Annotated in this window: 30 protein-coding genes; 11 read left to right on the top strand and 19 right to left on the bottom strand. The window is 61.1% G+C overall.

Translation table 11 applies throughout. The features are described 5' to 3' along the window. Positions 1 to 17 precede the first annotated feature (17 nt). Positions 18 to 1,031, bottom strand: a complete 1,014-nt coding sequence (locus CRO23_RS21655) for a luciferase-like monooxygenase (protein ID WP_028127575.1) — start codon at positions 1,029 to 1,031, stop codon at positions 18 to 20. A gap of 232 nt (positions 1,032 to 1,263) precedes the next feature. Between CRO23_RS21655 and CRO23_RS21650 the strand changes: the two genes are divergently transcribed. The 4 genes from CRO23_RS21650 to CRO23_RS24965 all read left to right on the top strand — a co-directional run bounded on the left by CRO23_RS21650 (position 1,264) and on the right by CRO23_RS24965 (position 4,844). Then, the gene (locus CRO23_RS21650) at positions 1,264 to 2,235 is read left to right on the top strand and encodes an HlyD family secretion protein (protein WP_016929318.1); all 972 of its coding nucleotides are present in this window, start codon (positions 1,264 to 1,266) and stop codon (positions 2,233 to 2,235) included. Next, positions 2,217 to 3,371, top strand: coding sequence for an ABC transporter permease (locus tag CRO23_RS21645; protein ID WP_028127576.1), 1,155 nt, complete (start codon positions 2,217 to 2,219; stop codon positions 3,369 to 3,371). The genes CRO23_RS21650 and CRO23_RS21645 overlap by 19 nt, the downstream gene beginning before the upstream one ends. Beyond that, positions 3,368 to 4,507 carry an ABC transporter permease gene (locus tag CRO23_RS21640; protein ID WP_097102906.1) on the top strand — a complete coding sequence of 380 codons (1,140 nt, stop codon included), beginning with the start codon at positions 3,368 to 3,370 and terminating at the stop codon, positions 4,505 to 4,507. Before CRO23_RS21645 ends, CRO23_RS21640 begins: the two co-directional genes overlap by 4 nt. Before the next feature lie 154 nt (positions 4,508 to 4,661). Further along, a complete protein-coding gene (locus CRO23_RS24965) occupies positions 4,662 to 4,844 on the top strand; it encodes a hypothetical protein (protein ID WP_141398627.1) in 183 nt (60 codons plus the stop codon). 420 nt (positions 4,845 to 5,264) lie between these two features. Here the strand turns inward: CRO23_RS24965 and CRO23_RS21635 are convergent, their stop codons facing one another. Beyond that, positions 5,265 to 6,143, bottom strand: a complete 879-nt coding sequence (locus tag CRO23_RS21635; protein WP_097102904.1) for a U32 family peptidase — start codon at positions 6,141 to 6,143, stop codon at positions 5,265 to 5,267. A gap of 11 nt (positions 6,144 to 6,154) precedes the next feature. Continuing rightward, positions 6,155 to 7,150 carry a ubiquinone anaerobic biosynthesis protein UbiU gene (ubiU, locus tag CRO23_RS21630; RefSeq protein WP_072626613.1) on the bottom strand — a complete coding sequence of 332 codons (996 nt, stop codon included), beginning with the start codon at positions 7,148 to 7,150 and terminating at the stop codon, positions 6,155 to 6,157. 258 nt (positions 7,151 to 7,408) lie between these two features. Here ubiU and ubiT point away from each other — a divergent pair, with 258 nt between their 5' ends. Continuing rightward, positions 7,409 to 7,930: a ubiquinone anaerobic biosynthesis accessory factor UbiT gene (ubiT, locus tag CRO23_RS21625; protein WP_097103142.1), complete on the top strand. Its 522-nt coding sequence runs from the start codon at positions 7,409 to 7,411 to the stop codon at positions 7,928 to 7,930. Continuing rightward, the gene (locus CRO23_RS21620; protein WP_016929312.1) at positions 7,924 to 8,427 is read left to right on the top strand and encodes a GNAT family N-acetyltransferase; all 504 of its coding nucleotides are present in this window, start codon (positions 7,924 to 7,926) and stop codon (positions 8,425 to 8,427) included. The genes ubiT and CRO23_RS21620 overlap by 7 nt, the downstream gene beginning before the upstream one ends. Here the strand turns inward: CRO23_RS21620 and CRO23_RS21615 are convergent. From CRO23_RS21615 to speFL, 5 genes are all read right to left on the bottom strand, one after another. Next, the gene (locus tag CRO23_RS21615; protein ID WP_033634297.1) at positions 8,414 to 8,710 is read right to left on the bottom strand and encodes a GIY-YIG nuclease family protein; all 297 of its coding nucleotides are present in this window, start codon (positions 8,708 to 8,710) and stop codon (positions 8,414 to 8,416) included. The genes CRO23_RS21620 and CRO23_RS21615 overlap by 14 nt on opposite strands. 136 nt (positions 8,711 to 8,846) lie before the next feature. Then, complete coding sequence (locus CRO23_RS21610) at positions 8,847 to 9,365, bottom strand: nuclear transport factor 2 family protein (RefSeq protein ID WP_004933453.1); 519 nt, start codon at positions 9,363 to 9,365, stop codon at positions 8,847 to 8,849. 500 nt (positions 9,366 to 9,865) lie between these two features. Beyond that, the gene (gene potE, locus CRO23_RS21605; protein ID WP_025305085.1) at positions 9,866 to 11,182 is read right to left on the bottom strand and encodes a putrescine-ornithine antiporter; all 1,317 of its coding nucleotides are present in this window, start codon (positions 11,180 to 11,182) and stop codon (positions 9,866 to 9,868) included. A 62-nt stretch (positions 11,183 to 11,244) separates the two neighbouring features. Next, entirely contained in the window at positions 11,245 to 13,407 is a 2,163-nt protein-coding gene (gene speF / locus CRO23_RS21600) for an ornithine decarboxylase SpeF (protein WP_016929309.1), read from the bottom strand. Positions 13,408 to 13,682: 275 nt separating this feature from the next. Continuing rightward, positions 13,683 to 13,787: a leader peptide SpeFL gene (gene speFL, locus CRO23_RS21595; protein WP_004933443.1), complete on the bottom strand. Its 105-nt coding sequence runs from the start codon at positions 13,785 to 13,787 to the stop codon at positions 13,683 to 13,685. Positions 13,788 to 14,220: 433 nt separating this feature from the next. Between speFL and CRO23_RS21590 the strand changes: the two genes are divergently transcribed. Further along, positions 14,221 to 14,661, top strand: coding sequence for a YhbP family protein (locus CRO23_RS21590; protein WP_015376428.1), 441 nt, complete (start codon positions 14,221 to 14,223; stop codon positions 14,659 to 14,661). A 30-nt stretch (positions 14,662 to 14,691) separates the two neighbouring features. Continuing rightward, positions 14,692 to 15,324 carry an NAD(P)H-binding protein gene (locus tag CRO23_RS21585; protein ID WP_097102902.1) on the top strand — a complete coding sequence of 211 codons (633 nt, stop codon included), beginning with the start codon at positions 14,692 to 14,694 and terminating at the stop codon, positions 15,322 to 15,324. Here the strand turns inward: CRO23_RS21585 and phnP are convergent. Genes phnP through phnF form a run of 11 tightly spaced genes read right to left on the bottom strand, consistent with a single transcriptional unit; the run spans position 15,281 to position 23,576 of the window. Continuing rightward, a complete protein-coding gene (gene phnP, locus CRO23_RS21580) occupies positions 15,281 to 16,063 on the bottom strand; it encodes a phosphonate metabolism protein PhnP (RefSeq protein ID WP_097102900.1) in 783 nt (260 codons plus the stop codon). The two genes, CRO23_RS21585 and phnP, sit on opposite strands and share 44 nt — an antisense overlap. A gap of 13 nt (positions 16,064 to 16,076) precedes the next feature. Next, positions 16,077 to 16,679, bottom strand: a complete 603-nt coding sequence (locus tag CRO23_RS21575) for a DapH/DapD/GlmU-related protein (protein WP_015376431.1) — start codon at positions 16,677 to 16,679, stop codon at positions 16,077 to 16,079. After that, positions 16,676 to 17,245, bottom strand: coding sequence for a ribose 1,5-bisphosphokinase (gene phnN, locus CRO23_RS21570; RefSeq protein WP_016929305.1), 570 nt, complete (start codon positions 17,243 to 17,245; stop codon positions 16,676 to 16,678). Before phnN ends, CRO23_RS21575 begins: the two co-directional genes overlap by 4 nt. Further along, complete coding sequence (gene phnM / locus CRO23_RS21565) at positions 17,245 to 18,381, bottom strand: alpha-D-ribose 1-methylphosphonate 5-triphosphate diphosphatase (RefSeq protein ID WP_016929304.1); 1,137 nt, start codon at positions 18,379 to 18,381, stop codon at positions 17,245 to 17,247. Before phnM ends, phnN begins: the two co-directional genes overlap by 1 nt. Then, the gene (phnL, locus tag CRO23_RS21560) at positions 18,381 to 19,076 is read right to left on the bottom strand and encodes a phosphonate C-P lyase system protein PhnL (RefSeq protein WP_097102898.1); all 696 of its coding nucleotides are present in this window, start codon (positions 19,074 to 19,076) and stop codon (positions 18,381 to 18,383) included. Before phnL ends, phnM begins: the two co-directional genes overlap by 1 nt. Positions 19,077 to 19,092: 16 nt before the next feature. Further along, the gene (gene phnK / locus CRO23_RS21555) at positions 19,093 to 19,881 is read right to left on the bottom strand and encodes a phosphonate C-P lyase system protein PhnK (RefSeq protein ID WP_079451151.1); all 789 of its coding nucleotides are present in this window, start codon (positions 19,879 to 19,881) and stop codon (positions 19,093 to 19,095) included. Beyond that, positions 19,881 to 20,741, bottom strand: coding sequence for an alpha-D-ribose 1-methylphosphonate 5-phosphate C-P-lyase PhnJ (locus tag CRO23_RS21550; RefSeq protein WP_004933420.1), 861 nt, complete (start codon positions 20,739 to 20,741; stop codon positions 19,881 to 19,883). Before CRO23_RS21550 ends, phnK begins: the two co-directional genes overlap by 1 nt. Next, entirely contained in the window at positions 20,734 to 21,819 is a 1,086-nt protein-coding gene (locus CRO23_RS21545) for a carbon-phosphorus lyase complex subunit PhnI (RefSeq protein WP_079450006.1), read from the bottom strand. The genes CRO23_RS21550 and CRO23_RS21545 overlap by 8 nt, the downstream gene beginning before the upstream one ends. Beyond that, positions 21,819 to 22,400: a phosphonate C-P lyase system protein PhnH gene (gene phnH, locus CRO23_RS21540; RefSeq protein ID WP_079450007.1), complete on the bottom strand. Its 582-nt coding sequence runs from the start codon at positions 22,398 to 22,400 to the stop codon at positions 21,819 to 21,821. The genes CRO23_RS21545 and phnH overlap by 1 nt, the downstream gene beginning before the upstream one ends. A gap of 3 nt (positions 22,401 to 22,403) precedes the next feature. Beyond that, positions 22,404 to 22,847 (bottom strand): phosphonate C-P lyase system protein PhnG, encoded by a 444-nt coding sequence (phnG, locus tag CRO23_RS21535; protein WP_016929298.1) that lies wholly within the window; start codon positions 22,845 to 22,847, stop codon positions 22,404 to 22,406. Continuing rightward, positions 22,848 to 23,576, bottom strand: a complete 729-nt coding sequence (gene phnF / locus CRO23_RS21530; RefSeq protein WP_176519330.1) for a phosphonate metabolism transcriptional regulator PhnF — start codon at positions 23,574 to 23,576, stop codon at positions 22,848 to 22,850. It abuts the gene before it with no gap. Positions 23,577 to 23,803: 227 nt separating this feature from the next. Between phnF and CRO23_RS21525 the strand changes: the two genes are divergently transcribed. The 3 genes from CRO23_RS21525 (at position 23,804) to CRO23_RS21515 (ending at position 26,463) form a co-directional block, all read left to right on the top strand. Next, positions 23,804 to 24,859 (top strand): permease, encoded by a 1,056-nt coding sequence (locus CRO23_RS21525; RefSeq protein ID WP_097102896.1) that lies wholly within the window; start codon positions 23,804 to 23,806, stop codon positions 24,857 to 24,859. 35 nt (positions 24,860 to 24,894) lie between these two features. Further along, the gene (locus CRO23_RS21520; RefSeq protein WP_255253517.1) at positions 24,895 to 25,146 is read left to right on the top strand and encodes a hypothetical protein; all 252 of its coding nucleotides are present in this window, start codon (positions 24,895 to 24,897) and stop codon (positions 25,144 to 25,146) included. 126 nt (positions 25,147 to 25,272) lie between these two features. Then, complete coding sequence (locus CRO23_RS21515) at positions 25,273 to 26,463, top strand: hypothetical protein (protein ID WP_197775203.1); 1,191 nt, start codon at positions 25,273 to 25,275, stop codon at positions 26,461 to 26,463. Positions 26,464 to 26,466 lie beyond the last annotated feature (3 nt).

The raw sequence follows: 26,466 nt of genomic DNA, 5'->3' as shown, positions 1-26,466 counted from the left end.
CACCGCCTTTTCGCTTTTTAGCCCTTCACGATGTCGCCCTTCATCCCGGCGACGATCTCGAACGAACGCAGCCGCGCCTGATGATCGAAGATCTGGCCGTTGACCATGATCTCGTCGGCATCGGTTTCACGCAGCAGCGTTTGCAGCCCGTGACGCACCGTTTTTTCATCGCCGACGATCGACATCCGCAGCGCCTGTTCGACGCCATACTGCTCGCCGGCGGTCCACAGCGCGTGGATGTTATCCACCGGCGGCGGCAGCGGGCCGGGCGAACCGCGGCGCAGATTGATGAATTGCTGCTGCATCGAGCTGAACAGGAAGCGCGCGTCGCGGTCGCTGTCGGCGGCGATCACGTTGACGCACACCATAGCGTGCGGCTGCGCCAGCTGTTTGGAGGGTTTGAAGTTCTCGCGGTACAGCTGCAGCGCCTGGAACAGCATATCCGGAGCGAAGTGCGAAGCGAAGGCGAACGGCAGGCCGAGCTGCGCCGCCAGCTGCGCGCTATAGAGGCTGGAGCCGAGCAGCCAGAGCGGCACATGTAGCCCCTGGCCCGGCACCGCCTGCACCGGCTGGCCGGGCTGCGCATCGCAGAAGTAGTTTTGCAGTTCCTGCACGTCGCGCGGGAAGGTATCCACGTCGCCGGACAGGTGGCGACGCAGCGCCATCATGGTGCGTTGATCCGTGCCGGGCGCGCGGCCCAGCCCCAGATCGATGCGGCCGGGGTAGAGCGACTCCAGCGTGCCGAACTGCTCGGCGATCACCAGCGGCGCATGGTTCGGCAGCATCACGCCGCCGGAGCCGAGGCGAATGCTCTGGGTGCCGGCGGCCAGATAGCCCAGCAGCACCGAGGTGGCGGCGCTGCCGATGCCGGTCATATTGTGGTGCTCGGCCAGCCAGTAACGCTGGTAGCCCCAGCGTTCGGCGTGCTGCGCCAGATCCAGTGAACAGTGGAAAGCGTCGCGCGCCTTGGCCCCTTGCGGGATTGGCGATAAATCCAGTACCGAAAGCGGTACGGCAGTGTGTTCAGTCATGACATCGTCCATCAGAGAGTGGATCGCTTAAAGGGCGATTGCAGGAGTCTGCATACTAAAAGGCCGAAAAAAAGATGCTTTTTAGTGTTAAAAGCATAATCCAATTTATAGTTATAAAAGAGGAGATATGTGCTTGTGATATCCTCATGAGTGCAATGGTGTTTTTTGGAGCAATTTGAGACATGGAAATGATGATCCCCGCCCGCCGCTTACCGTTCCGGGAGCTGACATAATGAAAAAAAAGACGCTGTTTACCCTGTTGCTGATGTTGGCGGCGATCGCATTGGCGATCCTGTTCCGCGCGCACAATCAGGATCTGTTACTGCAGGGTGAAGTGGATGCCCCCGAAGTGATCGTCGCATCCAAGGCGAAAGGCCGAGTCGTTGAACGCCTGATCGAACGCGGCGACGACGTGAAAAGCGGCCAACTGATCATCCAACTCGACAGCCCCGAACTGATGGCGCAGCTGCGTTCCGCGCAGGCGACGCGCGACGAGGCCAAAGCGCAGCTCGAGCTGTCGCTGCACGGCACCCGTGAAGAGAGCATCCGCAACCTGCGCGCCAACCTGGCGCAGGCCGAGGCGCAGTATCGCAATGCGCAAAACGACTACAACCGTAACCTGAGCGTGGCCGGCAAGGGCTATATCTCGAAGTCCGAGCTGGACGCTTCGCGCCGGTCGCGCGACACCGCCTTCCAGCAGGTGCAGGCCGCCAAGGCCAACCTGGATGAAGGCATCAACGGCGACCGCGTCGAGCAGCGGCAGCAATATGCGGCGGCGCTGCGGGCGGCGGAAGAGAACCTGTTGCAGGTCCAGGCGCAGAGCGACGATCTGCAGGTGAAAGCGCCGGTGGACGGCGAAGTGGGGCCGATCCCGGCCGAAGTGGGCGAATTGCTGAACGCCGGCAGCCCGCTGGTGACGTTGATCCGGGTGCCGGACGCCTACTTCGTGTTTAACCTGCGTGAAGACATCCTGGCCCACGTGCGCAAAGGCGACAAGGTCAAGCTGCGGGTGCCGGCGCTGAAGGACAAAATGATCGACACCGAGGTGCGCTACATCGCGCCGCTGGGGGATTACGCCACCAAACGCGCCACCCGCGCCACCGGCGACTTCGACCTGAAAACCTTCGAAGTGCGCCTGTATCCGTCACAGCCGGTGGACGGCCTGCGTCCGGGGATGAGCACCTTATGGCAATGGAAAGAGTAAGGGCCGGCTGGCGCTGCTTCAGTCACGCGTTCGACAAAGAGTGTCGCGTCGCCTTTCGCAGCCCGGTGGTGCACTGGCTGAGCTGGATCTTTCCGCTGATCTTGTTTGCGCTGATCAGCAGCAACTTCTCCGAAGGCACGCTGCTCGATCTGCCGGTCTCGGTGGTGGACAGCGATCACAGCCCGCTGTCCAAATCGCTGACGCGCCGGCTGGACGCCGGTTCGCACGCCCACGTCGAGGCTTACGGCGGCGGGCTGCCGGAGTCACTGAGCCGCCTGCGCAGCGCGCAGGATTACGCGTTGCTGTATATCCCGCCGGATCTTGAGGCCAACGCGCTGTCGGGCAAACAGCCGAGCGTGGTGATGTACTACAATGCGTTGTTCTACGGCGCCGGGCTGTACTCCACTCAGGACTTCGGCGGCCTGATGAACGAAATCAACGCCAGCACCCGCAGCATCATCGCCACCGAGATGGGCAAAACGCTGCCGCCGTTGGCGGACGTGACGCTCTCCTACGGCAGCCTGTTCAACGCCAGCGGCAGCTATATCTATTACCAGCAGTTCGCCGCCACCATCCACCTGCTGCAGCTGTTCGCGGTGACCTGCATGATCTATGTGCTGGCGCGCAGCAAGTCGCTGCTGCAGGCCAAGCCGTTCAGCCTGGCGCTGCTCGGCAAGCTGGCGCCGTACACGCTGTGTTTCACCACCCTGCTGATGGTCGAGATCGCGGCGCTGGTGGGCATCTTTGACGCCCGCGTCAGCGGCAACCCGCTGTTTATGCTGATGATTGGCCTGTTCTATGTGATGGCGGCGCAGAGCATCGGCCTGCTGCTGTACACCTTTACCGGCAGCACCATCACCGCCTACAGCCTGATCGGTATTTTGGTCAGTATCGCGATGACCTTCTCCGGCATGGCGGTGCCTGAGCTGTCGATGCCGCTGCCGGCGCGCATCATTTCCAACATCGAACCGCTGACCCACGCGCTGTACGCGATGTTCGACGTCTTCCTGCGGCAGGTGCACGCCAGCGCCATCTTCAGCGTGTGCGCGCTGCTGGCGGTCTATCCGCTGGTGGCCGCGCTGCTGGTGCGCAATCGCCTGCCGGCGCGGCTGGCAAAAGAGGGGAACGCCGGATGAAGCTCTATTGGCAAACCTTCGTTAAAGTGCTGCTCGGCATGCTGGAGCGGCCGGTGTGGCTGATGCTGATCCTGTCGCTGTGCATCATGAGCCTGGTGTACGCCAACCGCACGGTCTGGGATCTGCCGGTGGGGGTGGTCGATCAGGATCACAGCACCGCCAGCCGGCAGCTGATCCGCCAACTGGACGCCACCTCCAAGATCGCGATTGAAACCTACGACAGCCTGGAACAGGCGCAGCGCGATCTCAGCTGGCGCAAGCTGTTTGCAGTGATCATCATGCCGGTGGATCTGGAGAAGAAAATTCTCAGCGGGCAGAACATCGTGGTGCCGGTCTACGGCGACGCCACCAACCGCCTGGCTAACGGCCAGATCCAACAAGACGTGGTGGCGGCCTATCAGCAGCTGCTGACGGAGTACAACAACGGGCTGCTGCTGCGCAGCGGCTTCAGCGAACGGCAGGCGCAGATACTGCTGACGCCGATACTGGGGCAAACGCTGGACGTGTTCAACCCCGGCATCAGCTTCGCGGCGATCATCTTCCCCGGCCTGTTGGTGATGCTGTTGCAGCACTCGCTGCTGATCGCCTGTATCCGCGTCAATATTGCCATGAAGAGCATGCCCGGCGGCAAAGCGCCGCTGGCGGCGCACCTCGGCGGGCTGACGGCGCTGCTGCCGATCTGGCTGTTCCTGTCGATCGTGTTGTTCGTGCTGTGGCCGTGGGTATTGGGCTATAGGCAGACGGCGAACATCGCCGAACTGCTGCTGCTGACCTTCCCGTTCCTGCTGGCGGTATTGGGGCTGGGCAAGCTGGTGACCGAGTGCCTGCGCAGCGTCGAGATGATCTACCTCACGCTGGCGTTCATCACGACGCCGGTCTTCTACCTGTCCGGCACCATCTGGCCGCTGCAGTCGATGCCGGCCTGGGTGCGCGCCATCTCGTACAGCATTCCCTCCACCTGGGGCACCAAGGCGATCGCCGGCGTCAACCAGATGGGGCTGTCGCTGAATGAAGTGTGGGGCGACGTGGTGATGATGCTGATACTCGGCGTGGTCTACACCCTGCTGGGCTTCGGCGTGGCCTTCTTGCGCAACAGCGTGGCGCTGCGCGGGATGTTCAGGAAGCGGCGGGTGTAAGGGGATAAATAAAGGCGCCATTTTCGGTGCCTTTATTATTTCGTATTATTGATATGGTTAAGGTGATTTATTTAGTGGGATGTTCACTCTTATTTTAATTTGATTTCTTATTTTGACTTTGGTAATTGTAATTGTCGACCTGCTTAGGGAGTTAATGGTTGACGTTAATTTTATCTATAACGTGTTATTTAAAGGATGGAATAATATGTCAACAATAAGAATGCTTACATTTGATGAGATGAAACTGATTGGCGGTTGTGGCGATGGAAATAACGGCGGCGATCGTGATAGGCCAAGCAGAGGTGCGCCAAACTCTTGTGCCAAGCCGGTGGCTTAATGGGGGCGGTCTCTTGCGCAGATAACAGCCCAGCCGGGAATAATAAGAATAACGGTGGTGCCTTGGGCAGGAATAAAAACGCCAATAGCGTTAATGGGCAATGTCGCTGGTGATGAGTCAATCGTTTTTAGAGTGTCAAAAATAGAGGGTGGGTTATGGTTAACAGGCGTCTTTTAAACCCGCTTTGTAATATGATGGCGCTAACGTTGAGTATGTTACTTATCTCGTTCTCCTCATTGAGTATTATTTCATACGGAGAACATTTGGTAGATGCGGCCATCGCGGTTTTCACGTATTTTGGTATCAGAAGCTGCTGCCTGATGTGTGTAAGTTTATTCCATTGGTTCCACGGTGGAAATGACCGCATTAATCTTGATAAATAAACAGTGCCGGCAGCGTCCGCCGCCGGCACTGTCCTCGCTAAGACACCAACTCCAACCCCGCCACGCGGCGCCAGTAGCCGTTGCAGTCGGCGTGGTCGGTTAAAGTCAGCGGCTGCTCGCCGCGCTCGTTGGCGCGGAAGGCGTCGATTTGCGCCAGCGTCTCGGCCCCCTGCGGCGATAGCCGCACGATGTCCACCAGCCCTTGCATGCTCGGCAGCTCGTTGCCGAGGTTATAGCAGTAGCCGCTCATGGTCTGGATGCCGTTGAGCACGAACACCTGCTGCTGCTCCTGCGAACGCATTATGCGGCCCTGCGGATATTTGATGCAGCAGGTTTCGCACTCGTCCTTGCCGCGGTTTTCCGAGCGGGCGGTGAAGCAGCGCGCCGAGTAGGCCAGCGGCAGGTGGCCGTAGCTCAGCACCTCCACTTCGAAGTCGTGGCGGAAGCCCAGTTCGTCGCACTGCGTCAGCAGGTTGGCCAGCCAGTCGCGCGACAGCTCGACCGGCATGCACCAGCGCATCATGCCCTGGCGGCGCAGCAGGCGTAGGGTATAGGCGTTGTAGCAGTTCAGCGCATGGCCGGCGACGAACGGCAGACCTCGCTCCGCCGCCATGTTGACCGCGCCCAGATCGTTGGCTTCAAACAGGAACTCGCCGTTCTCCACATAGCGTTTCAGCTCATTCAGTTCGGACGGCGCCTGCAGCAGCGCCAGCGTGGAGATCACCACCTGCTTGCCGCTGCGGGCGATTTCACGCGCCAGCGCCAGCCAATCGCCGACCTTCATCTCGCGCCGCTTGGTGCAGACGCTCTCGCCGAGATAAATGATGTCGGCGCTGCTCTCCGCCGCCTGTTGATAGAACGCCGCGATGTCGTTTTTCGGCCAGTAGTAGAGTACCGGCCCCAGTGCGTATTTCATGTTTCCTCCGGCTACTGCCATTTGCGGTGATAGGCGCCCAGCGTGGTTTGGGTGCCCTCGGACATCGCGCCCAGCGTCTCCATCCAGGCGGCGTCGGCGCGATAGGCGGCCGGATCGGCCTGGCAACGGTCGATCGCCTGGCGCCAGACGCGCGCCACCTGGCTGACGTAAGCCGGGCTGCGCTGGCGGCCTTCGATCTTCACCGAGGCGATGTTGGCGGCCAGCAGCGCCGGCAGCAGCTCCAGCGTATTGAGGCTGGTGGGCTCTTCCAGCGCGTGGTAGCGAACGTCGTCCACCAGATAGCGGCCCTTGCACAGCGTCGGGTAACCGGCGTTTTCATGGTCCTGGTAGCGGTCGATCAGCACGTCGTTCAGGCGCGACTCCATGCCCTGCGGGGTGTGCTGCCAGCGCACGAAGCGCGCCGGCGAACAGGCGCCGACGGTGTTCGGCGACTCGCCGGTCAGGTAGGAGGAAAGGTAGCAGCGCCCCTCGGCCATGATGCACAGGCTGCCGAAGGCGAACACTTCCAGCGGCACCGGGCTGGTGCGCGCCAGCTGTTTCACCTGGTGCATCGACAGCACCCGCGGCAGCACCACCCGGCCGACCTCGAAGTTGCGCTGGTAGAAACGGATCGCTTCCTCGTTGGTGGCGGAAGCTTGCACCGAAACGTGGCGTTCCAACTGCGGGTAGCGTTGGGCGGCATATTCCAGCATCGCCAGATCCGCCAGAATCAGAGCGTCGGCGCCCAATTGAGCCGCCATATCCACCGCGCGCTGCCAGCGGGCGTAGCCGTCGGGATGGGCGAAGGTGTTGATGGCGATATGCAGTTTGCGGCCGTGGCGATGCACGTAATCGACCGCTTCCTGCAGCTTTTTCTCGGTGAAGTTGAGGCCGGCGAAGTGGCGCGCGTTGGTATCGTCTTTCAGCCCGATGTAAACGGCATCGGCGCCGTTATCCACCGCGGCCTTCAGGGCCGGCAGGTTGCCGGCGGGACAAAGCAGCTCCATAGATTTATCCTGGCTTAGCCGTACGCCCGGCCGGGCGCACGCTGTCTTTAAAGGTTGCCGGCGGCGGTGTTCCGCCGGCAAACGCGAATCGGGGAGGCCATTTTAGGCAAAGGGGCGCACACAGGTTTTGATTTGGGGCAGCTTATGGCGTATTGATAAACATGGCGGTGAAATGCACTATTTGTTGATATAGACCGCTGAAGCCGCGCGCCAGTGTGGCAAAATAGCGGTAGTCCGTATTGAAAGGAGTGGATGACCGTGTTGGAACAACTACGAGCACGCCTTGTGCGCCAGGGGCCGTCGCTGCTGCGCATCCCGCTGAAATTCACGCCGTTCGCCCTGCAGCGCCAGTTGCTGCAACAGGTGCTGAGCTGGCAGTTCCGCCAGGCGTTGGCGGATGGCGAGCTGGAATTTCTCGAATCGCGCTGGTTGAAGATCGAAGTTCGCGATCTGGCGCTACACTGGTTTATGACGGTAGAAAACGACAAACTGGTGGTCAGCCAGCACGCCGAAGCGGACGTCAGCTTCAGCGGCGACGCCAACGATCTGATCCTGATCGCGGCGCGCAAGCAAGATCCGGATACGCTGTTCTTTCAGCGTCGGCTGCAGATTGAAGGGGATACCGAATTGGGCCTGTATGTGAAAAATTTGATGGACGCCATCGAGCTGGAAAGCATGCCTGCGCCGCTGCGCATGGGGCTGCTGCAGTTGGCTGATTTTGTCGAAGTAGGGCTGCAGGAGGGCACGGCGTCGGTTTCCCGTGTGGCGGTATCATGCTGATCCGCGTAGAGATCCCGGTAGACGCGGCGGGCATTGATGCCTTGCTGCGCCGCGCCTTTGGCCGCGACGACGAAGCCGATCTGGTGCAGCAGCTGCGTGAAGACGGCCTGCTGACGCTGGGCGTGGTCGCCACTGACGACGAAGGCGGGGTAGTGGGTTACGCCGCGTTCAGCCCGGTAGACGTGGCCGGCGAAGACCGCCAATGGGTGGCGCTGGCGCCGCTGGCGGTTGATGAAAGCCTGCGCCGCCAGGGGCTGGCTGAAAAGCTGGTGTACGAAGGCTTGGATTCGCTGAACGAATTCAGCTACGCCGCGGTGGTGGTGCTGGGCGATCCGGCCTACTACGGCCGCTTCGGCTTTAAACCGGCCGCCGCCTATGGCCTGCACTGCCGCTGGCCGGAGACGGAAAGCGCATTCCAGGTGTATCCGCTGGCGGAAGACGCCCTGAATGGCGTCAGTGGCGAAGTGGCTTTTTCGGCGCCGTTTAATCGCTTCTAGCGCCCGGCAACAAATACTCCAACGACAGCGGCGGGTGATTCACCAGCCGCTCTTTTTGTATTTTGCTCAGCTGTTTGACGCGGTATTCCAGCTTCAGCGCCGTTGAGCGATCCCCCACCGGGCAGTGAAACGCCAGCGTCAATTCCCCTTTGCCGCGCAGCGCCTTGGCGCCTTTGCCGGCCTGATGCTGCGCCAGGCGGCGCGCCACGTCGGTGGTGATGCCGGTATACAGCATGCCGCTCGGTAAACGCAGCATATAGAGATACCAGTGGGGCAAGTCCATCATTGGGGTCCTGTGCAAGGGTAGAGATGACATCAGGCCGCCATAGCTAAGCGCGGCATCTCTATTTTGTCACGATTTAACGATGGATTTCACCACTGGCTGAACGGTTTGTTTATTCCGTCTTGACGATAAGGGATTATTTTACACCCACGGTAAATTTGTTTTCTTCCCCTTTATGATGCTGAATTGTCCACTCGCCACTGACGCGGAATGAAGCCGCGGAAGCATAGGTGTCTTCCATAAACTGGAAATAAACGATTTTTCCGTCTTTGACCTGCGCTTTTATTGCGAAAGGAGAGGTGAACTGATGGCCTAGCGCTACTGAGGTATAGGTGAATTGACCAAATACGGCCACGGTGCCTCCGTCGGCAAGAATGTCACCGATCGTGAAGTCGTTTATCTCCCAGTAAGTGCCGACATTTGAAAAGGTATCGATGTAAACCTGTCGCCCTTGAGAAGTGCCCGCCCAGGGCTCGATCTGTTTGAGCTCTTTGTTTTCAAAGTTCAGGGAAGTATAAACCGCGTTTTCATCGATAAGACGCATGGCGGCATTGGTGACGTCTTCCTTTGCCGTGTTCATCAAGAATGCATAAACCACATCTTTTGGCAGTTGAGTCTCTTCTGCTTTCACAATGAGTTTTTCATTGTTTTTCATATAAACCTCGTCACGTGACTTCCGGGGTGAATAATTGGCCGTTTATTCCGATGATGAGCCGGTGATTGGTTGTAAATCAACGATGATCATAGCACCGCCGGAAAGCAGAGCAGATGATAGAAAGTGCTTAGGCGTTCGGGAAATAAAGTCCCTGTAAAACGGCATTAATCATCCTAACGCCATATTAAATAAGGTTTTTATTCATGGTGAAGGCATTGGCGCACATGGGGTGACGAAGCGAGAACGCTGTTTTAAATGGATTTATATAAGCGGTATCAATGATGTTTTGATGCTTTTTATTTATGAATGGCGGTAGTGAACAGGGATTATGCTTGGTGGCTTGGATTTACTGATAATAAAGCCCGAGAGTAAAAAGAGAGTGAGTCATTCCAGTCACTAGAGCGGCGTGGGCGACAGAGAGCATCGGCTGGCCAGGGTTGCGATGAGGTGATATTGCACCCCATCACAATCCCATCCCCGGCCGCCGGAGCCTTACCGCTTTACCCCTTTTTTCCCGCCAGCTCGAAGCGCGGCGAAACGATGCCGTACAGCGTCCAGCCGAGGAAGGTGGCGATGGCGCCCCACATCATCGCTTCTTCACCGGAGCTGTAGAGCGCATAGAAGCTGTACAGCGCGCCGATGCCGGCGATGATATTGGCGATGCGCGCCTTGTTGTCCGGCACCTTCGCCACTTTCTGAATAATGACCAGCGCCGCCATCGACAGGATGTAAGGGATGATGTTGGTCACCACCGCCAGGTTCACCAGCACGTTGAACTGCTTGTTCAGCGACGGGCTGATGGTCATCAGCGACAAACCGCTCTGGATGACGACGATGGTCAGCATGCCTTTAACCGGCGCGTCGGCCTTGCTCAGCTTGGAGAAGATTTTCGGGAAGAAGCCGCTGTCGGCGGAGGATTTGAACACCTGAGCGATGGTGAACTGCCAGCCGAGCAGCGAGCCGACGCAGGACATGACCATCAACGCCATGATGATCTTGCCGACCGTCGGGTTGAACATGTGGGAGAACGCCAGCCCGAACGGGGCGGTGGAGTTGGCCAGATCCATGTTCGGCACGATGCCGGCGATCACGTTGGTCGAAATGATATAGATCACCGCCGCGCTGAGGGTGCCGCCCAGTACGGCGATCGGCACGTTGCGCTCCGGGTTTTCCACCACGTCGGTGTTGGCGCAGGCGGATTCCAGCCCCAGGAACGCCCACAGGGTCATTGAGATGGAGGCGCCGATGGCTTCGAAGGTCGGCACCTGATGCGGGTTCCAGGCGGCGACGTAGGCGCTGCCGCTGAACCAGTACCAGCCGATGACCGAGATGCCCACCACCGGAATGATCACGCCCCAGACGGTGATGCCGCTGATTTTGCCGGTGATGCGCGCGCCGCCGAAGTTAGCGACGGTCGCCAGCCACAGCACGCCGATGGTGGCGATACAGATACCGAGCGGGCTGAGCGTGGTGTCGAACAGCTCGGTGCCGTAGCCGACGGCGGAAATGGCGATGGCGATATTGGCGATCAGCAGCGAAACGCCGTAGGTGTAGTTCGCCATGAAGTTGCCTGATTTACCGAAGGCGTATTCGGCGTAGCCGCCCATGCCGCCGGATTTACGGCTGAACATGCCGCATTTGGCGAAGGCGTAGGCCAGCGCCATCGAGCCGACGGCGGTCACCAGCCAGGAAACGATCGAAATCGTGCCTACTTCGGCCAGCTTGGTCGGCAGCATAATTATGCCGGAACCCATCATATTCACGGCGGTCAGGATCGTTAATTGCACGACCCCCATTTTATTATTGGACTTACTCATGATCATTTTCTCTTTTAGGATGCGAACCGGGCGGCGAGAATAATCGCCGCCCCGTAAGGTGATTAATTTTTCATGACGTAGCCGTAAGCGCGGTTCCAGCCGTCCTCATCCTGTTGGATATAAACGCCCTGCAATTCCGGCGCGAACCCCGGCAATAAATTGATGCCTTCTTCCAGTGCCAGGAAATAACGCTGCGCGGCGCCGCCCCAAATTTCACCGGGAACCACGCACAGCACGCCAGGCGGGTAAGGCAGGGCGCCTTCGGCGGCGATGCGGCCCTCGGCCTTGGCCAGCGACACCAATTCCACATTGCCGCGCACGAACTCGGTATTGGCGTCCTGCGGATTCATCACCACGCGCGGGAAATAACTTTTGCGGAACATCTCTTTTTGCAGTTCTTTAACGTCATAGCTGACGTAAAGATCGTGCATTTCCTGGCACAACTGGCGGATGGTGTAGTTTTTGTAGCGCTGCTGGTGGTTTTTATAGACCGCAGGCAGCACCTCGCTGAGCAGGGAGTTTTGCTCGATGTGCTTCTCGAAGCGGGCGATCAGGGCCACCAGGTGCTGCATCTTGGCGATGTCTTCCGCCGGCGTCAGCAGGAACAGGATCGAGTTGAGATCGCATTTTTCCGGCACGATGCCGTTTTCGCGCAGGTAGTTGGCCAGAATGGTCGCCGGGATGCCGAACTCGCTGTAGCTGCCGGTGGCGGTATCGATGCCCGGCGTGGTGAGCAGCAGCTTGCATGGATCGACGAAGTACTGCGACTCGGCATAGCCCTCAAAGGCGTGCCACTTTTCGCCGGGCACGAAGTTGAAGAAGCGCAGATCGTTGGCCATCGCCGCGGTGTCATAGGCCTGCCACGGCTTGCCGTCGATCTGATCCGGCACGAACGGTTTGATCATCGTGCAGGTATCCAGCAGCATTTTGCGCGCTTCGATGCCCACGCGCACGCACTCTTGCCACAGGCGCTGGCCGCTCTTGCCCTCGTGCATCTTGGCGTTGACGTCCAGCGCGGCGAACAGTGGATAGAACGGGCTGGTGGAGGCGTGCAGCATAAAGGCGTTGTTGAAGCGCTTGTGGTTGCAGTAGCGGCTCTGCCCCTTGATATGCTTGTCTTTTTTGTGGATCTGCGAGGTTTGCGAGAAGCCGGCCTGCTGTTTGTGCACCGACTGGGTGACGATGATGCCGGGATCGTTTTCGTTCAGCTCCAGCAGCAGCGGCGAGCAGTCTTTCATCATCGGAATGAACTGCTCATAGCCCACCCAGGCGGAGTCGAACAGGATGTAGTCGCACAGGTGGCCAATTTTGTCGACCACCTGGCGGGCGTTGTAGATGGTGCCGTCGTAGGTGCCGAGCTGGATGATCGCCAGGCGGAACGGGCGGGCTTCGTTGGCGCGTTCCGGCGCCACTTCGCGGATCTGTTGGCGCAGGTAGCGTTCGTCGAAGCAGTGCGCGTCGATGCCGCCGATAAAGCCGAACGGGTTGCGCGCGGTTTCCAGATAAACCGGCGTGGCGCCGGCCTGGATCAACGCGCCGTGGTGGTTGGATTTATGGTTGTTGCGGTCGAACAGCACCAGATCGCCGCGCGTCAGCAGGGCATTGGTCGCCACCTTGTTCGAGGCCGAGGTGCCGTTGAGCACGAAGTAGGTCTTGTCGGCGTTGAACACCTTGGCGGCGTGCTGCTGTGCAGCGCAAGGCGCGCCTTCGTGGATCAACAGATCGCCCAGTTTGACGTCGGCGTTGCACATGTCGGAGCGGAAAAGCGTTTCGCCGTAGAAGTCGAAGAACTGGCGGCCCGCCGGGTGTTTGCGGAAGAACTCGCCGCCCTGGTGGCCGGGGCAGGCGAAAGTGGCGTTGCCCATTTCTACGTATTGCGTCAGCGTGTTGAAGAACGGCGGCAGCAGTTCGCTCTCATATTTGGCGGCGGCGGCCTCCAGCTGTTTGCCGTAGAACTGGGTATTCTTGCCGCACAGTTCAAACACACCGTGCAGCGCCGGCAAGACGGCGTTATCCAGCTCTTCTTCGCAGCAGACGGCGACGAACAGCGGAATGTTCAGGCCGTGTTCTTCGATGCGCGCCACCATGCCTTGCGCGACGTCCTCCACCGACAGCACGATGGCGGCGACGTCATTGAAATCGCTGTGATGCACATCGACGATGTCGCGTTCAGTTTCAAAGCAGCCGAGGGTTTGGGTGTTGGCGGCAATTTTTAATTTTTTCATTTTTCTCATTCTTCAGGCAAAGGCATTCCGCCGGCAAATAATTTCATTTGCCGCTAACGCCTTCACGAAAATAAAGGTGTACGAGAACCCAGTGATGCCAAAATGCATTAACTGTGTTCTTTGTTTTATTTTTCTTGGAGGCTCTTTGACGGTATTAAAAATGTATTGCGCGCCATTCCCGGTTTGCGGGGAAAAGACATTATCACCGGAGTGCGGAGAATAAAGTGAAACGCAAAGACACTCTTAACAACGGCGTAAGAGCGAGGGGGGGAGAGTTATCTGTAGTTGAAGAATGCGAAACTAAAGCAGCTGCGATGAGCCATCATCATAATATGGGTTGTGCGCCTGATGTGCGCCATTTTTCGGTTATTGTTTTCCATTTTCTAATCCACCTTGCTGAGTGAAAAGATGGCGCTATTTTAACGCAAGACGGGCAGAAAATCGTGATTCTCATCACATAAATGCCGGTGTTTATAAATAACTATTCATTGATTATGCAGTGAGTTGCATAAACTGCGGCCAGGCAGACAAATGAGCATGTAAATAAATTGCTAATCGGCGCCGGGCAGACGCGCTAAATTTGCGTGCTGTCAGGATGGGAATAAAAGAATGGCGCAATTAATCGGTTGCCTAACGATCAAATAAATCCGGTTTGTTTTTTTTATGTTATAAACCCGCCTGATGCTGAAATGAGTAAAAATACAGATATTGTGATTTTATATTCGCATGGGATTTTTGGTGATTATCGTTATTTGTGACTCGCTTCAACAACGCAGGGTAAGATGAAGTGAGTGAACAGGGAGGCGAGTAACCTTGAATACCCCAGAACAACGGCAGCAGATTGCGGATTTCATCGGCAAGCAACACGTCTTGACGCTGTGCGCCGGCGACGGTCTCGACATGTGGTGCGCCAACTGTTTTTACGTGTTCGACGCCGCGACGATGGCGCTGTGGCTGATGACCGAACCGCACACCCGCCACGGCGGGCTGATGCTGAACAACGGCCGGGTGGTCGGCACCATCGCGCCGAAACCGAAAAGCATCGCGCTGATCCGCGGCGTGCAATACCGCGCCGAGGCGGTGCTGCTGAGCGGCGAAGAGGCCGAGGCGGCGCGCGCGCGTTACTGCAAGCGCTTCCCGATCGCCAGGGCGATGAAGGCCTCGGTATGGCGGTTGGATCTGCACGAGGTGAAGATGACCGACAACACCCTTGGTTTCGGCAAGAAGCTGCATTGGGCGCGGTCTATACTTTAAATCGACGTATTGATTACAACGGGAGATCGCATGGCGCGAGCACTGTTAGTCGGCGCAACCGGGCTGGTGGGGCGCGAATTGTTGCAGCTGTTGCAAAGCGATCCGCAGATAACGGCCATTGTGGCGCCGACGCGCACGCCGCTGCCGCCGCACGGCAAGCTGAGCAATCCGGTCGGTGATGCGCTGTTCGAACTGCTGAGCGGCCTGCAGCAGCCGGTCGATCTGGTGTTCTGCTGCCTGGGCACCACCCGCCAGGCGGCGGGCAGCGCTGATGCCTTCCGCTACGTCGATTACCAACTGGTGGTGGAGAGCGCGCTGACTGGCCGCCGGTTGGGGGCACAGCACTGTCTGGTGGTGAGCGCGTTGGGTGCCAACGCGGATTCCACCTTCCTGTATAACCGCACCAAAGGCGAGATGGAGCAGGCGCTGCGCGAACAGCGCTGGCCGCGCCTGACGCTGGTGCGGCCTTCCATGCTGGTGGGGGATCGCCCTGCGCCGCGCCTGATGGAGCGCCTCACGCTGCCGCTGTTCAGGCTGCTGCCCGGCAAATGGCGCGCCGTCTCCGCCAAAGACGTGGCGCAAACGCTGCTGCAGCAGGCGTTCACGCCGGGCGAAGGGGTCAGGGTGCTGGAGTCGGATCGGCTGCACTGCTACCGAGACTGACGCTGAGGTGGTCGAACGCCAGCTCCAGCCCGGCGGGCAGCTCGTTGTCCAGCAGCCACCGATCGAGATGATGGCTGATGTGCGTCAGCAGCGTGCGCTTGGGCTGCAGCAACCGCTGCGTCTCCTGCGCGCGGGTCAGGTCGTTGTGGTTGCGCGGCGCCTGCGGCTGAGGCGGCAGGCTGCAGTCGAGCACCAGCAGATCCAGCGCCACATTCTGCAGATAGTCGGCGGTGGCCGGCGGCAGGCCGACGGTGTCGGTCAGGTAGGCCAGTGAAGCGCCCGCCGCCTGGATCAGGTAGCCGTGGGTTAGCTTGGAGTGTTGCAGCGGCAGCGGGGTGATGTGCATGCCGCCCAGCTCGACGGTGGCGAAGGGCGCCAGCGGCGGCTGAAACGCCAGAATGCCAGGGTGTTTGAACAGGTCGTCGCAGCCCTGTTCATCCGGCGGACCATACACCGGAATGGAATTTCCGCACCCCCAACGCAAAGGAAATAACCCCTGAACGTGATCCATGTGGTAATGTGTCAGTAAAAAACGTTGAATTTGCCCCGCCGAAAATCGCCGCTCCAAAGCCGGCAATCCCGCATCCAATAAGGTCGTTTCCCCCTGATAGTTGAGCATGGCGCTGCACGCTCGCCGCCGAAATGCCGGCTCGCGCCGCGCCCGTTGGCAGATCGGGCAGTCGCAGCCGAACACCGGCACTTGCTGCGCGCCGCCGGTGCCGAGAAAGGTCAGTTGCATCGTTCCCCCTCCGTTAAAGGTACTTCTGCGCAAAGCGGTTGATGTCGCGAAAATCCGCCAGCCGCGCCTGCAGCGTGGCGTGATCCCAGTGCCACCACTGGCTGCGTTCGATACGCTCGATCAGCGCGTCGTCAAAGCGCATGCCGATCTTTTTGGCCGCCACGCCGGCGACGATGCTGTAAGGCTCCACGTCCTTGGTAACCACTGCCGCGCTGCCGATCACCGCGCCGTTGCCGACGCTGACGCCCGGCATCAGGATGGCGTTATGGCCGATCCACACGTCGTGGCCGACGGTGACATGGTGCTCGCGCCGCCAGTCGAAGAACGCCGCGTCGTCTTCCCCCAGCCCGTATTCGGAAGCGCGGTAGGTGAAGTGATGCTGCGCGATGCGCTGGTAGGTCGGGTGGTTGCCGGGATTGATGCGCGCATAGGAGGCGATGGAGACGAACTTGCCGATAGTGGCGTAAAAGATCTGGTTGTGCCCGGCGGTGTAGGAGTAGTCCCCCATCTCCACCTCTTCCAGGATCGCATCGTCGGCCAGGTGCACATATTGGCCAAGCCGGGTGCGGTTAAGGGTCACGTTGTCGCCGATTTTCGGCTGGGCAAAGTCGTTCATGGCGTCGCATCCTGAGCTTGTCGGGTGGCGGTAGGCAGCAGCGCCAGCAGCGCCGCCAGGGTATCGTCGAGTGGGCCGTCGTTGTGCAGCACCCGGCAGCCGGCGGGCAGACTCTGCTGATATTCCGCCGCCCGCGCCAGCCGCTGCTCGATCTGTTCAGCGCTTTCCCGCCCCCGATCCTGCAGGCGCCGGCGCAGGATCGCGGCGTTGACCTGCAGGCATACCGGCAGCAGCTGTGCACCGTAGCGCTGCTGCGCCTGCGGCAGGTGGGCGCGTGAACCGTTGACCGCTACGTCGATCCCCTGCAGCAGCCAAAGATCCACTTCGATCCCGAACGCGTAGCGCTGCTGGTGGGCCTGCCAGTCGAGCGCGAACAGCCCCTTGGCGCGGCGGCGCAGAAATTCGGGTTCGCTCAGCGCGATGTGATTCTCGCAGCCGGCGTCCGCCGGCCGGGTGATGTAACGGTGCGCCACCAGCGGCGCGCGGTCGGCGTCGGCCCGCAGCGCGGCCAGCAGGCTGTCCTTGCCTGCGCCGGAAGGCCCCATCAGATAGATGAGCCGCGCCATCAGAACACCTGCCTGCCCTGACGCCACACGTTCTGCACGTAAACGTGCTCGCCGTGCGGCCGCGCCAGCACCAGATCCGCCCGCAATCCTTCGGCGATGGCGCCGCGATCCTGCAGATCCAGCGCCCGCGCCGGGTTGCGGGTGATCATGCGCACCGCCTGGGGCAGATCGTAGGCGTTGCGCTCGTCCACCGCGAGGCGAAACGCCGCGTCCAGCAGGCTGGCCGGGTAATAATCGGAAGAGAGAATATCCAGCACCCCCAGCGCCGCCAGGTGGTGCGCCGCCACGTTGCCGGAATGGGAGCCGCCGCGCACGATGTTCGGCGCGCCCATCAGCACCTGCAGGCCCTGCTGGTGCGAAGCGCGGGCGGCCGCCTCGGTGGTGGGGAACTCGGCGATGGCGCTGCCCAGCGCGCAGGATTCGGCCACGTGCGCGGCGGTGGCGTCGTCATGGCTGGCCAGCGAGATGCGGCGCGCGCGGCAGTGGGCGGCGATCGCCTCGCGGTTCGGCGCGGCCCAGCGGGCGGACAGGGCGACCTGCTGCGCCTCGTACTCGCTCATCTGCTGATCGTTGAGGTGGTATTTGCCCTGATAATATTCGCGGTACTTTTCGCGCGAGGCGAACTGGCGCTGGCCCGGCGAGTGGTCCATCAGCGACACTAGCGACACGCCCGGCTTGTCCATCAGCTGTTCGAACAGCGGCAGCGTGCTCTCGTGCGGCAGCTCGCAGCGCAGGTGCAGCCGGTGCTCGGCGCGGTTCACCCCGGCGCGCTGGCTGTGGATCACCGCGTCGATCATCTTCTGCAGGTTTTCCAGCCGGTGGCCGCCGTCGCGCACGTCGCCGATCGCCACCGCGTCCAGCACCGTGGTGATGCCGTTGGCCACCATCAGCGCGTCGTGGCTGCTCATCGCCGAATGGGCCGGCCAGTCGACGTTCGGGCGCGGGGTAAAGAACTTGTCCAGGTTGTCGGTATGCAGCTCGATCAGCCCCGGCAGCAGCCAGCCGCCGTCGCCGTCCAGCGCCTGCGGCAGCCGGCTCGGGCCGTCGGCGAAGCTGCGGATCACGCCGTCCTGCATCTCCAGCGAGCCTTGCACCACCTGGTCATCCAGCACCAGCTTAACGTTATTGACGATCATCAGAGGGCCTCCAGCGCCTGCATGTCATAAAGCCGGTCGGCGACCTGTCGGCGGACGCCTTCATCATGGAAAATGCCGACGATCGCCGCGCCGCGCGCCTTGGCGCGTTCGATAAGCTGCACCACCGCCGCGCTGTTGCGGCTGTCGAGCGAAGCGGTCGGTTCGTCCAGCAACAGGATCGGGTAATCGACGATAAAGCCGCGCGCGATGTTCACCCGCTGCTGCTCGCCGCCGGAGAAGGTGGACGGCGCCAGCGGCCACAGGCGCTGCGGCACGTTGAGCGCGGCGAGCAGCGCTTCGGCGCGTTCGCGGCACTCGGCGCGCTCGACGCCCTGTTCCAGCAGCGGCTGCATCACCACCTCCAGCGCGCTAATGCGCGGGATCACCCGCAGGAACTGGCTGACCCAGCCCAGCGTATGGCGGCGCACCGCCAGAATTTGGCGCGCGTCGGCGCTGACCATGTCCAGCCAGTCGCCCTGGTGGTTGATCCAGATATGGCCGCTGTCCGGCAGGTAGTTGGCGTACAGCGAGCGCAGCAGGGTGGATTTGCCGCTGCCGGAGTGGCCGTGCAGCACCACGCATTCGCCGCCGTGGACCGTCAGGTTGGCGTCGTGCAGCACCGGCAGGCGGGTGCCGTACTGCTGATGCAGCACAAAGGTTTTACTGAGATGTTCAACTCGGATTTGCATAGTCATCTGTTATCGCCTTGGGTTACGACAGCACCGAAGAAACCAGCAGCTGGGTGTAAGGATGGTGCGGATCGTCGAGCACCCGATCGGTCAGGCCGCTCTCCACCACTTCGCCCTGTTTCATCACCAGCAGGCGGTGGGCCAGCAGCCGCGCCACGCCGAGATCGTGGGTGACGATCACCGCCGCCAGCTGCATCTCCACCACCAGGTTGCGCAGCAGATCGAGCAGGCGCGCCTGCACCGACACGTCCAGCCCGCCGGTCGGCTCATCCATAAACACCAGCTTGGGGTGGGTGACCAGGTTGCGGGCGATCTGCAGCCGCTGCTGCATGCCGCCGGAGAAGGTGGTCGGCAGATCGTCGAGGCGCGACAGCGGGATTTCGACGTCTTCCAGCCACTGGCCGGCCTGGCGGCGAATGTCGCCATAGTGGCGCTGGCCGATGGCCATCAGCCGCTCGCCGATGTTGCCGCCGGCGGAGACCTGCGGCCGCAGCCCGTCGAGCGGGTGCTGGTGCACCACGCCCCAGTCGGTGCGCAGCAGGCGGCGGCGATCGCTCTCCGCCATGGCGTACAGATCGTGTTCCTGGTCCGCCTGCGGGCGGTAAAGGATCTGCCCGCGCTGCGGCGCCAGCCGCGCCGAGATCGACTTCAGCAGCGTGGTTTTGCCGGAGCCGGATTCGCCGACGATGCCCAGCACTTCACCGGGGTAGATGTCGAACGACACGTCGCTGAAGCCCTTGCTGGGGGCGTACAGGTGGGTGAGCCGCTTCACCGACAGCAGCGGGGTGGTGCTCAATGGGGTGGAAGTCATCAGTGCTGCGCCTCTTGCGAAGATTGCGCCAGCTGCTGCCGGCAGTAGTCGGTGTCCGAACAGACGAACATGCGGTTGCCCCGATCGTCGAGCACCACCTCGTCCAGATAGCTGTGGCGCGAGCCGCACAGCGCGCAGGGTTCGTCCCACTGCTGCACGCTGAACGGATGGTCGTCGAAGTCCAGGCTCTCCACCTTGGTGAACGGCGGCAGGGCGTAGATGCGTTTCTCGCGCCCGGCGCCGAACAGCTGCAGCGCCGGCATCATGTGCATTTTCGGGTTGTCGAATTTCGGGATCGGCGACGGATCCATCACGTAGCGATCGTTGACCTTCACCGGGTAGGCGTAGGTGGTGGCGATATGGCCGTAGCGCGCGATGTCTTCATACAGCTTCACCTGCATCACGCCATACTCCTCCAGCGCGTGCATCTTGCGGGTCTCGGTTTCGCGCGGTTCGATAAAGCGCAGCGGCTCCGGGATCGGCACCTGATAGATCAGGATCTGGTCTTCGCGCAGCGCGGTTTCCGGAATGCGGTGACGGGTCTGGATTAGGGTGGCCTCCGGCGTGCGTTCGGTGGTTTCCACCCCGGCGACGCGCTGGAAGAAGCGGCGGATCGACACCGCGTTGGTGGTGTCGTCGGCGCCCTGGTCGATCACCTTCAGCACGTCGGCGCGGCCGATGACGCTGGCGGTGAGCTGAATGCCGCCGGTGCCCCAGCCGTAGGGCATCGGCATCTCGCGGCCGCCGAACGGCACCTGATAGCCGGGGATCGCCACCGCCTTGAGGATAGCGCGGCGGATCATGCGCTTGGTCTGCTCGTCCAGATAACCGAGGTTATAGCCGGTCAATACTTCACTCATCGCGGGCCTCCTGATGCTCGCTGTATTCCTGCCGCAGCCGCTTGAGCAGTTCCAGTTCGGCCTGGAAGTCGACGTAGTGCGGCAGCTTGAGATGGGAGACGAAGCCGGCGGCCTCGACGTTGTCGGCGTGGGCCAGCACGAACTCTTCGTCCTGCGCGGGGCCGGCGACGCCTTCGCCGTAGTCGGGGCTCTGCAATGCGCGATCCACCAACGCCATCGCCATCGCCTTGCGTTCGGCGCGGCCGAACACCAGCCCGTAACCGCGGGTGAAGTGCGGCGGATGGTCCTTGGGATCGACGAAGCCGTTGACCATTTCGCACTCGGTCAGCAGGATTTCGCCGATATCGATGGCGAAGCCGAGCTCTTCAGGCACGATCTCCACCGAAACGTGGCCGGTGCGGATCTCGCCGGCGAACGGGTGGTTGCGGCCGTAGCCGCGCTGGGTGGCGTAGCCGAGCGCCAGCAGGAAGCCTTCGTCGCCGCGCACCAGCTGCTGCAGGCGCGCCGAGCGCGAGCAGGGGTAGACCGGTGGGTTGCGGGTGATGTCGTCCGGCGCGCTGCCGTCGTCCTGTTCCTCCCGCGCCAGTTGCTGTCGACACAACAGATCGAACACGTGGCTGCAGTTGTCCGGCAGCGGTTCGTCGGCCTGCGGCGCGCGCGGCGCCTCGCCTTCCGCCAGCAGCGCGAAATCCAGCAGCCGGTGGGTGTAGTCATAGGTCGGCCCCAGCACCTGCCCGCCGGGCAAGTCCTTGTAAACCGCCGAGATGCGCCGCTCCAGCCGCATGTTTTCGCTGGCCAGCGGCTCGCTGACCGCCAGGCGCGGCAGGGTGGTGCGATAGGCGCGCAGCAGGAAGATCGCCTCCACCAGATCGCCGCTGGCCTGTTTGATGGCCAGCGCCGCCAGTTCGCGATCGTAGATGCCGCCTTCGGTCATCACCCGATCCACCGCCAGCCCCAGCTGCTGTTCGATTTGTTCCGCGCCGATCGCCGGCAGCGCCTCGTCGCCGCGCCGCAGCTGTTCCTGCAGCTGATGGGCGGCCTCAATGGCTTTTTCGCCCCCTTTTACCGCTACGTACATCAGCACACCTCCACGCGGGTGGTCCGCGGGATCGCCAGCAGGCGATCGCCGCAGGTCAGCAAGATATCCAGCCCCAGCGGGAAGCGCTGCGGGCGGTTGACGAGATAATCCAGCAGCGCCGGCGGCAGGCGCGGCGCTATCAGGCGTTGCTTCTCGATGCCGGGGCCGGTCAGGCGCAGCGCGGCGCCGTTCTCCAGCTCGGCGAGCTGCACGATGACCGTGGCGCTGAACTCCGGCGAAATTTCAGTGCCGTGCGGCAACGCCTGCAGATCGGCGGCCTGCAGCTGTTCATCGAACAGGGCAAAACAGACCTCCTGCGCCGTGGCGGCCAGCGGCGCGCCGCTGTGAAAACGAATGTTTGTTAGCACTTGCTCACTTTTAAGCGCAGCGCACAGCTGCAGCGGCGTTTCCTGATCGGCCAGCGTCAGCAGCGCGGCGGTGCTGGCGGCGTTCAGCGGCGCCCAGGCTGGGCCGTTCGGCAGCGTCACCCGGTGGCCCGGTTCGCTTAAGGCTTTAAGAATCAAACGGAAAGCGTGCTGCGATTGGTCTATCGGTTGTTCAAAACCGGTCAATAAACTCATGGCTTAATCCCCTCGCACCAGCGTAAAGAAGTCCACCCGGCTGGCGGCGATCGCCCGGGCGCGCAGCTGGCGCTGTTCGTGCTGCAGCGCGGCCAGCGGCGCGATCAGCTGTTGTTGCAGGCGTTCGCCGTGCTCCGGCTGTTGCAGCAGCGCATCGGCCAGCGCGCACAGCTCGGCGTGCGCCTTGTCGCGCCCGGCGATGTAGCTGTAGCCGTAGCCGCCGTTGTCCAGCTGCACCACCGCGCGGGTGACCGTCATGTCCCCCAGCACGAAGCGGCGGCCGGTGGCGCCCATGCGCCCCTGCAGCTGGGCCAAGCCGATCTCCGGCGCGCGGATGCTGCGGTAACCCGGGCTGAGGTTCAGCGCCTGCCAGTGGCTGCGCAGCTGCTCGGGCCGGCTGTGCGCCAGCACCGACATCCAGCGTTGTCTCGACTCTAAGGCGTGCATTCAGTGCTCCATCGTCAGTTCAATCATGTCGGCGCGGGCCAGGCTGACGGAGTATTCCGCCACCTCTTCACCGCCGCTGCGGACGTTAAGGGTGCGCACGCACAGCAGCGGCGCGTGGGTGGCGATCTCCAGCAGCCGGCTCTCTTTGGCCTGCGCGCGGCGCGCGCTGATGCGCGTCTGGCGGCGGGCCAGCGGCTGCCGGAGGTGCTGTTCGATAAACTGGTGCAGCGAACCGCTGTGGAACTGCTGCAGCGCCGGCCACCACTCCAGATCGGGCAGATAGTGGTCGATCACGCTCATCGGCACGCCGTTGACCCGGCGCAGGGTGCGCAGGTGGATCACCATTTCGCCTTCTTCACGCGAGAGTGCGCTGGCGACATGCCCATTGCACGGGCGCAAGACAGCGAGTAAGCGCTCACTGGTGGGGTGGCTGCCCTGCTCGAACAGGTTCTGGCTGAAGCGGGTGTTGGCGTGCAGCGGGTAGTCGTAAGGCCGCATCAGCACCAGAATGCCGACGCCGTGGCGGCGCTGCAGCCAGCCGCGCTCCACCAGCTGATCCACCGCGCGGCGCAGGGTGTGGCGATTGACCTGGTAACGTTCGGCCAGCTGCTGTTCCGAAGGCAGGTAGTCGCCGCAGCGGTACTGCGTGCGCAGCTCCTGTTCCAGCTGTGCGGCGATCTGCTGATAGCGGGTGGGGTAAGTGGTCGGATGTCTAGATAACTCCATCATAATAAAAACCTCGTCATGCCGATGGCGGTGCGATGAAGGCGGAAGCGGTGCGTTTCATCGGGCGTCTACCCTGTGGTCTTCACGTCGGCATCATGGTGCCGGGCGCAGATGACAATCGCGTTACGCGTCGGTGGCGAACAGATGAACTATTTAGGACAGCCCGGGCGTGCACGGGCGGCGGCGGCGCGCTATGCTGGCGCCACTGTTGACTGACTCTGGCCGCTACCATGCCGCAACCTCTGAACGCCCCTGAACACGCCCCACGCGCCTGGCCGCTGTGGAAACCGATCCTGTTTCTGCTGGTGGTGGCCGTTGGCCTCTACTACGTCAAATGGCAGCCTTACTACGGCAAGGCCTTCGTGGCGGCGGACAGCCACTCGATCGGCAAATCTATCCTGGCCGACGGCGCCGCGAGCCCCTGGCTGGCGGCCTGGCAGTACGCGCTGGTCTACTTCACCGCGGTATGGAAGGCGGCGCTGCTCGGGGTGCTGTTAGGTTCGCTGGTGCAGGTGCTGATCCCGCGCGACTGGCTGGCGCGCACGCTCGGCCACCGGCGTTTTTCCGGCACCGTGCTGGGGGCGCTGATCGCACTGCCGGGCATGATGTGCACCTGCTGCGCCGCACCGGTTGCCGCCGGCATGCGCCGCCAGTCGGTATCCAGCGGCGCCGCGCTGGCCTTTTGGCTCGCCAACCCGGTATTGAACCCGGCGACGCTGGTGTTTATGGGATTTGTGCTCGGTTGGCCGTTCGCCGCCATCCGTCTGGTGGCGGGCGTGGTGATGGTGCTGGGCATCGCCTGGCTGGTGCAGCGCGTGACCGCCAACGATCCGCAGCCCGCCGCGCCGCAGCCGCCGGTGATGATGGCGCAGAGCGACGAGCAGCCGTTCCTCGCCCGCTGGGGCAAAGCGCTGTGGGCGCTGTTTTGGTCGACCATCCCGATCTACGTGCTGGCGGTGCTGGCGCTAGGCGCGGCGCGGGTCTGGCTGTTCCCGCACGCCGACGGCGCCGTCGACAATAGCCTGCTGTGGATCATCGGCCTGGCGATCGTCGGCTGCCTGTTCGTTATCCCCACCGCGGCGGAGATCCCGATCGTGCAGACCATGATGCTGGCGGGCATGGGCGCCGGCCCGGCGCTGGCGCTGCTGATGACCCTGCCGGCGGTCAGCCTGCCTTCGCTGCTGATGCTCAACAAAGCCTTCTCCGCCCGGGCGCTATGCCTGACGGCGGCGCTGGTGGCGCTGTGCGGCGCACTGACCGGCGTGGTGGGGATGGGGTTGGTGTAACGGATTCGTGACTTGACGCTATCTCAAGGGAGGAGATGGAAGTGGAACAGCGGAATAAACCTGAACTGGACGTAGAGGCGATGTTGCTGGAGCAAGCGTTGCGTGAAAGGGTGGATGCCGCCTTTGCACGCTTAAAAAACGGCACCGCGGTTTATCTCAGCCATTCGGAGGTAGATAAACGAATGGCTATATTTAAAGCGAAAATTCGGGGGCGTGATTGGCGAGGGGGGGATTGGTTCAGGGGTGGGCTGGCAGGTTCTAGGGGTAGAACCGGTGGGCAGCTTTGAGCGAAAAGCGGAAGTTGGTAATGCCAACCACCGTCAAGGTGGGCATGACTGGTATTGATGTATTTTATTGAACGGGAAGCAGGTCACTAATATTGGCACCCAGCTTTTTAGAGAGGATCACTCGCAATGTACCGTACGATCGATGTTCATGTTGATAAATCCAGTTGGCCAGGGATCGGCAAGATTCCCAGTTTTCCGGCTGCTTTCACCGCAGGCAGCAGCTCCTTCAATTTGAACATCAACTCGATGTTATTAATCATCGGTTACCTGACAACGCCGACTTCTGTCACAGGTGTTTCGCTTGCAGAATTCTGGGCGTGGGTGAGATATTTGGCAGCGATCACGCCCCGAGACCAGGATCTCCGCTTGACAAGAAGCTATGCAGATCTTGATGCGCATCAGAAAACTATTCTAAGTGATGACTTCGGAATGGGAGTGCCAATGGTCTGGCTCATGAAAAATTTACCATTGGTTGATATTGTCGATGGCCGCTATTTTTTGCAGCGCTACGGCGCAAGCCATGGCGCATACCAGCATCGCACCGCAAAGCGAGGGCCAAATAAGACGCCTGACTTCGTGGTACATGGGTACGATGGAAAATGGCACGTTATAGAATGTAAGGGAACTCAATCTGGCGAGGCTTTCAGGGATCGCCAAATCGATTCGGGCATATCCCAGAAACTTTCAATAAAGTTCCCACCAGGGCATACAGGGCAGAGGTTGGTATCAGGTCTTAGTATCGGCATTGAGGACGGTAATCCAAGTCACCTGAAGATCATTGATCCAGAACCTGAAGATCCTGTAATTATTACCGAAAGTGAAATGGAGTTTGTAAAGGACGCCGCAACCCGTGGCGTAATGGCCAAACTGCTTCGGTCGACAGGCTTTGAAACAGCGGCAGAGGCGGTAGCCGCGCCTTTCGGGAAACCGCAAGCCATGCCCCCATCGACAAAAAAAACAGATAAAAAGCGTATAGAGTTTCTTGCAGATCGCGACCGACGCGCACGCGAAGAATTGCTGGAAAGCACCTCAAGAGCTCATCTTTTCGGCGGTCGCTATCGAGGTCGAGAGGTTACTTTCCAGTTGCCGAGACCGATCTATATTTATGACGATATGATTTCAAAAGTTACCGTAAGGCAAGGAATGAATGTGGATGCCATCGATTTGCTCAGAGAGCAGCCAACCATTGAGACGCTAATCGACCCATCTCGTAACCATTGGATCGATATGATGGGGGCTAACACTATTCAGGATGACGAGCAAACCGCGACGTTGCAATTCGGAAGTATTTTCAGGTCAGAGTTGATTCTTAATTAATGT

The organism is Serratia sp. JKS296 (assembly GCF_900215445.1).
Taxonomy (GTDB): domain Bacteria; phylum Pseudomonadota; class Gammaproteobacteria; order Enterobacterales; family Enterobacteriaceae; genus Serratia; species Serratia marcescens.
This window is presented reverse-complemented; position numbering and strand designations above follow the sequence as displayed.